Source organism: Acidisoma sp. C75 (assembly GCF_054665095.1).
In genome coordinates this window covers 1-982 of the sequence record NZ_BAAFHD010000036.1, presented here as the reverse complement: position 1 = coordinate 982, position 982 = coordinate 1, and the positions used below count along the sequence as shown (strand labels likewise).

2 protein-coding genes are annotated in these 982 nt (G+C 66.2%); both read left to right on the top strand.

What is annotated here, in order from left to right; translation table 11 throughout:
* Positions 1-137 precede the first annotated feature (137 nt).
* Positions 138-539 (top strand): IS66-like element accessory protein TnpA, encoded by a 402-nt coding sequence (tnpA, locus tag ACYQ7X_RS17450; protein ID WP_459698346.1) that lies wholly within the window; start codon positions 138-140, stop codon positions 537-539.
* A complete protein-coding gene (gene tnpB / locus ACYQ7X_RS17445; RefSeq protein WP_459698345.1) occupies positions 536-886 on the top strand; it encodes an IS66 family insertion sequence element accessory protein TnpB in 351 nt (116 codons plus the stop codon). Before tnpA ends, tnpB begins: the two co-directional genes overlap by 4 nt.
* Positions 887-982 lie beyond the last annotated feature (96 nt).

Sequence of the window (982 nt, the reverse complement as noted above, 5' to 3'; positions counted from 1 at the left end):
GTAAGCGTCGCGGCACCGGCACATTGCGGCGCGCGGTAGCGCTTTGATGCAAAGCGCGGATGGACGAACCGCCTGACATCATTGCCGCGGATGAGAGCGGTCATACGACCAATCGTAGGAGCGCTCGGAGTGAACGGGTGGAGATCATCACCCGTGGCGAGAGGCGCCGTCGTTGGACGGTGGAGCAGAAGCGCGACATCGTCGCCGAGAGCTACGGCCCGGACCTGACGCCGACGGAGGTTGCGCGCAAGCACGGGATCAGCTCCGGGCAGCTTTACACATGGCGGCAGGAAGTGCTCGGCGTGCGGGCAGCGGTGCTGACGCGGGCCGCTCCGCGGTTCGCGGCAGTGGAGGTTGCGGCCACGCCTCCGACCACCGAGCCTGCCGTGCCGGCTCCTGATATGGCGGATATACGGGCGGCATCGTGCTCCGGCGGGCGCATGGAGATCGTGCTGCCGGGCGACATCGTCGTGCGCATCGATGCGCAGGTGGATGGTGCCGCGCTGCGGCGTGTGCTGGATGCGCTGAGGCGGCGATGATCACCTTGGCATCCGGGCTGCGCATCTATCTGGCCTGTGGGGTGACGGACATGCGCAAAGGCATGACCGGGTTGGCAATGCTGGTGCAGGAGAGCCTTGCCGATAACCCGTTCGATGGCGCCGTCTATGCATTCCGAGGCCGCCGTGCCGGGCTCATCAAACTTCTCTGGCATGATGGCGTTGGGTTGTGCCTGCTGACAAAGCGGCTGGAGGGCGGCCAGTTCGCGTGGCCGACCGCTACTACGACAGGACGGATTCAGCTCTCGCCGGCGCAATTGGCGGCTCTCCTTGACGGCTGCGAGTGGCGGGCACCTGTAAAGCCGCGGCGGCCCGAACTGGCTGGATAGATCTCGCACTTTGTCGACATTGTCTCTGGCTTCGACGCGGCGAGCTGGTTCATCATCGCCGCGTGCAGATCGACCCCGACGCCCTGCCGGACGACC

Bases quoted from the DNA above. Each gene is read 5' to 3' on its own strand.
- tnpB (WP_459698345.1), top strand. From the start codon at position 536: ATGATCACCTTGGCATCCGGGCTGCGCATCTATCTGGCCTGTGGGGTG.